This window comes from Xenorhabdus sp. IM139775, from assembly GCF_028598745.1.
Taxonomy (GTDB): Bacteria; Pseudomonadota; Gammaproteobacteria; order Enterobacterales; family Enterobacteriaceae; genus Xenorhabdus.
Genome location: NZ_JAQRFK010000117.1, coordinates 1 through 4,804, shown reverse-complemented (window position 1 = coordinate 4,804; position 4,804 = coordinate 1). Strand labels below are relative to the sequence as shown.

The 4,804-nt window shown below is 43.2% G+C and carries 5 protein-coding genes; all 5 read right to left on the bottom strand.

The window, feature by feature from the left end; all coding sequences use genetic code 11:
* Nucleotides 1–528, bottom strand: a 528-nt coding sequence (locus PSI17_RS15825) for a hypothetical protein (protein WP_273552882.1), incomplete at its 3' end; no start/stop codon positions are given.
* Between the two features lie 85 nt (nt 529–613).
* Nucleotides 614–1,375, bottom strand: coding sequence for a hypothetical protein (locus PSI17_RS15820; RefSeq protein ID WP_273552881.1), 762 nt, complete (start codon nt 1,373–1,375; stop codon nt 614–616).
* Nucleotides 1,359–3,311, bottom strand: a complete 1,953-nt coding sequence (locus tag PSI17_RS15815; RefSeq protein ID WP_273552880.1) for a lipase family protein — start codon at nt 3,309–3,311, stop codon at nt 1,359–1,361. The genes PSI17_RS15820 and PSI17_RS15815 overlap by 17 nt, the downstream gene beginning before the upstream one ends.
* 15 nt (nt 3,312–3,326) lie before the next feature.
* Nucleotides 3,327–3,623 (bottom strand): hypothetical protein, encoded by a 297-nt coding sequence (locus PSI17_RS15810; RefSeq protein WP_273552879.1) that lies wholly within the window; start codon nt 3,621–3,623, stop codon nt 3,327–3,329.
* The gene (gene tssI, locus PSI17_RS15805) at nt 3,595–4,758 is read right to left on the bottom strand and encodes a type VI secretion system tip protein TssI/VgrG (protein WP_273552878.1); all 1,164 of its coding nucleotides are present in this window, start codon (nt 4,756–4,758) and stop codon (nt 3,595–3,597) included. Before tssI ends, PSI17_RS15810 begins: the two co-directional genes overlap by 29 nt.
* Between the last annotated feature and the right edge of the window lie 46 nt (nt 4,759–4,804).

The window sequence follows — 4,804 nt, the reverse complement described above, 5'->3', positions numbered from 1 at the left end:
CCCTCCTAAAAACCTCTCTCTTAGTAAAGGAAACAGAGTAATTTCTTCATTTAAATTACCTGTTTTTTTTATATATCCACCATCGAATTCTTGTGGTGCATTACCATCAATAACAAATGTCGTTTTAAATCCAAAATTATCTTCAATAAGAGGCGCAATTGTTGACGTATCTTTCAGCTTCACTTCGAAAGTAATATTACTCAGTTTCCAATCACACTTCCCCCCTCCCTCCTTAGGGACACTGACCTCAACTTGATTTGACTGAACGATTGACAGCGGGTAGGTGGCATGATGAAAACCCGGAACAGAATACGACTTCATATTCGCGGTTCGGCGTTCTTTGCGGCAAATTTTAGAACGACACATGGCTGAAATGGGTAAGGCATCCAACTCATCAGGAATAGTTGCCATAAAATGAACATGCTCGCCATTAATCGGTGGAGAGAATGATCCGCTTTGCGCGCATCCTTGTATGAAAAACACAGCAAGCAGGGAGGATAATACGCTTTTATTATAGAGAAATTTCATGGGTGCCTGCCTTATATCTTAATCTGACAGGCACTAAATCAAAGTGGGCGCTTGTCAGATTAAGTCTGAATGACTACATCTTGGTCTATTTTCTGTTTCTTGATTCAAGAATACGCATTAACGTTTTATATTCAGGTCTAACCTCGCCATAAATAATATCGCCATTAGGATATGTCATAAATGGCCTGTCGTTGTTCTTTCTACCAGTCCAAATTGAAAGCATTTGTTTTATATATGTGTAATTTAGGTTGATTTTTTTAGCCGTTCCTGTTTTATACGTTAACGGATCTCCTTTCCCTATAAGGTAAAATGAATTCTCATTGCCACTTAAAAAGCTTTTTGTTAGGAGGGGAAATAGAATTATTTTTTCATGTAAATCCCCTGTTTTTTTTATATAACCACCATCAAATTCTTGTGGTGCATTACCATCAATAACAAATGTCGTTTTAAATCCAAAATTATCGTCAATAAGAGGCGCAATTGTTGACGTATCTTTCAGCTTCACTTCAAAAGTGATATTACTCAGTTTCCAATCACACTTCCCTCCTCCCTCCTTAGGGACACTGACCTCAACCTGATTTGAATGACCGATTGACAGCGGGTAGGTGGCATGATGAAAACCCGGCACAGAATAGGACTTCATATTCGCGGTTCGGCGTTCTTTGCGGCAAAGTTTAGAACGATACATGGCTGAAATGGGTAAGGCATCCAACTCATCAGGCAGCGTTGCCGTCAAATGAACACTCTCCCCATTAATCGGGGGAGAGAATGATTCGCTCGCGCATCCTTGTATGAAAAACACAGCCAGTAGGGAGGATAATACGCTTTTATTATAGAGAAATTTCATGGGTGCCTTCCTTATATCGCTCAAGAGCGTGTTTCAATAATTCATTTTGGTTAACATCTTGTTTAAAAACATCGTGCAGTTTATTTTCGAGTGCCATAAAAGTGGTGTTACGTTTTGCATTAGGTAGATAGGCATCTTTATGATGTATGATTTCATCAAATGCCCCTCTTGACGCTATTCGCTTCGGCGTTTTCGTTGACTCTAATAAACTGAGCAATTGATTATTGATAATGGCTTGATATTTACTACCCATAAAATGGTCTGTTGCCATCGTCATAATCGTATCTAAATCAGGATTATTCCATTGTGGGAATATTTCATCGATAACCGACTGATCTTCCTTTAATGAGTTCATATATTCCTGTTGTTCTTTCTCTAACCCTTTATCTAACGAATTAGCGATGCTCGGCACTAAATAAAACTTATAGGTGCCATTCATACGCCAACGTTTTTTACCCACAAAATCGTTTTCTATTCCACTCTTACTTGGGATTTTTTCTTCACCGAGTTGTCTCGCCTGAAAGAAACTCACGGTATTTCCCTGATGATAATAGACCTCACCCATCTCGGGGAGATATTTTTGTATTGGAATGGTCGGCAATGTGGCCAAAGTCCAACCAAAGCCAAAAATGGTTCCGAGTGGCCCATAAACTTCAAATAACCAGTTATCCATATTGGTATCAAACGGCACGCTCGTTACGCTATCGGCATCATTGACATGTCGGAAATGATTCAGTGATGTTAAGGCCTTGACGCCACTTCCCGTGAAGACCCGAGGCATACCATAAGTATAAAGGAGCGGGTTATTATCTCTTAGCTCTGTGGCATGCAATAAAGCGAGTGCCCCTCCTAAACTATGACCGCAGATAAATAACTTCTTAAGATTAATATCTTGTGATGATTGTTTGATTTGTTTAATTCTACTTTCAAAATATTTCTCCATGCACTGATAAGCTTCTAAAAAGCCCTTATGAACCTTGGCTTTTTCAGCGGGAAGAATATTCTCTGGGCATGGAATGGGGCGATAAGTCCCGTCCGTCAGCGCATCTCTCAAGCTTGCCGTTCCTCTCCATGCCGCAATAATTTGTGTTTCATTTTCAACAAAAAACATTTGAGTATCATGCTCAAACGTTTCAGGCGTTTTCACTTGTTGAACATCCAAGAATATTGCCGGTCGATAACGTTTTTTAAATGGTACATCGTTTACAATCGCGGGATAAACGGAAGCATCATTGATAACAGGGGCTTTTGATAAGTCAAAGCATTGCTGGTAGAAAAAAGAAGTTATCGTATCGGGAGTATTAATAAATTCCCTCATATCAATATCAGGATAATCTGGGTCAACCATCACTTCATCCTTATACACCAATAGTGACATGAGCCCTAGGTTATACGCATTCACTATATCGTAGTTTGGTGTATGTTTTAGGATTAAAGACCATGCTCTAAACGGACATACTTCAATCACATGACGTTGATTAAAATCCTCACCGTAAAACTCTAATCCTTTAAATTCATCTTCTTTCGGAAAATGGTAGTAAGGTAGCCCAAACTTAGCTTGTTCCCACTTTGCAATATCAGGGGCACTGTCACACAATTCACCAATGACCGCATAACGATAAAAACAACCTTTGGATTCGGCATCTGGCTTTACTGTTGAATTAGACTCACCACGCAATGATCGTAATGGCCGTGTCTCCATCTCATCTGCAAGTTTTTGCCCACTGAGAAATAAACGTAAAGGAGAAGCAAGCAATTTTTCTTCTCGGATCATGCCGTTTCCATCCGTCATTCCCTTACGCTCAACTTTACTATTTTTTAAAATATAGGGCATATTAGAAATGGGTTTATTGTGTTCATCAACAAGCTGAATTTCTATTTTGTTCTTTAACATTCCCGGGCAATTAGGGCAATAAACCGAATTAGTATGACTCATAAATAAGTACTCCTGTTATTTTTCTTGTTCCATCGCCAGCAGGTAATCCTGACCGGACATATTTTCAATACGTTGTCCGGCTTCCAGTTTTTGCCTCAACCACTGTTCAATCCGGGGTTCTAAACTGCCTTCTGGCTGATCCCATTGTTTCGCCATTGCACCGTGGTTTTCCCATAAATCGTTATAGAGGGCGCTGGTTAAGGCTTTCAGTCCATAGGGAGAACTAAGCCAGACTGCCAGCAAATGTTCACCCAATGTAAACGGAATTTCGCTGTTACCTTCGTTACAGTCTTTGGGGCGGTAAAACCGCATCGGTTGCGGCCAGCGGTTTGTAGTGGAACGGCGGACGCCAGTCGGCAAGGCCGTCGATAAAACTGAACTGGTTGCTGAGGGTGGTACCTTCACCACAGTTATCGCCCAGTGCCTGCGGGCAACGCCCGTGGTGGCTGATACCGACCACTTGCCAGCGGGCATTCAGCGGGGCGTGCGGGTGACTTTTTATCTCGAAAATTTTGCCCGGCATCAGTTTGATGCAGTTACTGTTGCCGCTGCCGGTTTTTTTCTGGTTATCCAGTGCTTCATGGCGGTATTTGAGAAACGGTTTGGCGGCCGCGTCTTTTTGAAAACGCCCGTAACTTTCAAATACGGTATAGGGGGTTTTACTGCCGAAATCGCGGAAACCTTCGCTGCTGTGCATATGGGAGAGGTGATAGCGCGGGTTCTCCGGGTTGAAGTCTTTATGAAAACTGCGTTGCGGACTCATTCCCACGCCCAGCCGCACCTGATAAATGGTATCAGTCCCGTGCGCGGTTTCCGGCTGCGGCCGGTAAAGCAGCGGCAGCCCGGCGGTCATTCCCAGATGGCTGTCGCTGAAAAACAGCGTTTCATCCTCAAACCAGAAGCTGATGCCTTCTTCCGCTGCTAATCGGCTGAAAAACCCATAGTCCGATTCCCGCTTCTGGGTCACATATTCTCGGTCCTGATGGGGATCGTAGAGTTTCGAATCGGCGCGGACTTTATGCTTTTTCAACAGGCTATTCAGGATGGCAGGGATATTCTGCTGATGGAAAATCCGGCTGTCCTGATTGAGCGTCAGACGCCAGAGCGCAGGCCGAACCGTCACGCTATAGAGCGTCTTATTGCCATCGGTGCCCGCCCAGTCCGCATGGGAGACGATGCCGGTAATTTTGCGTTGCCGTGTTTCCCCGTTAAATACCTGTAACACCGCTTCCTGCATCAGCAGCGTGGTTAAATCAATTTCCGGCTTTGGCTTAAAGGGATTTTCTGGCAAAGACTGAACCAGCGTCAGGTTGAGGGTAAACAGTTCAGATAACCCTTCCTGAAGGGAAAACTCCCCCACGGCAAAGGGGGTTTCAGGCAGGCCGGCTATCTGAAACGTAAAGCGTAATCCGCTTTTGGCCGCCGTTAACCCGTTTATTATATTCATTCTATTTTGCTCCTTGTTATGATCCCTGACGAATTACATTTCCATG

Coding starts and splice junctions, on each gene's coding strand:
- PSI17_RS15810 (WP_273552879.1), bottom strand. CDS start 3,623: ATGCGGTTTTACCGCCCCAAAGACTGTAACGAAGGTAACAGCGAAATT.
- PSI17_RS15815 (WP_273552880.1), bottom strand. CDS start 3,311: ATGAGTCATACTAATTCGGTTTATTGCCCTAATTGCCCGGGAATGTTA.
- PSI17_RS15820 (WP_273552881.1), bottom strand. CDS start 1,375: ATGAAATTTCTCTATAATAAAAGCGTATTATCCTCCCTACTGGCTGTG.
- tssI (WP_273552878.1), bottom strand. CDS start 4,758: ATGAATATAATAAACGGGTTAACGGCGGCCAAAAGCGGATTACGCTTT.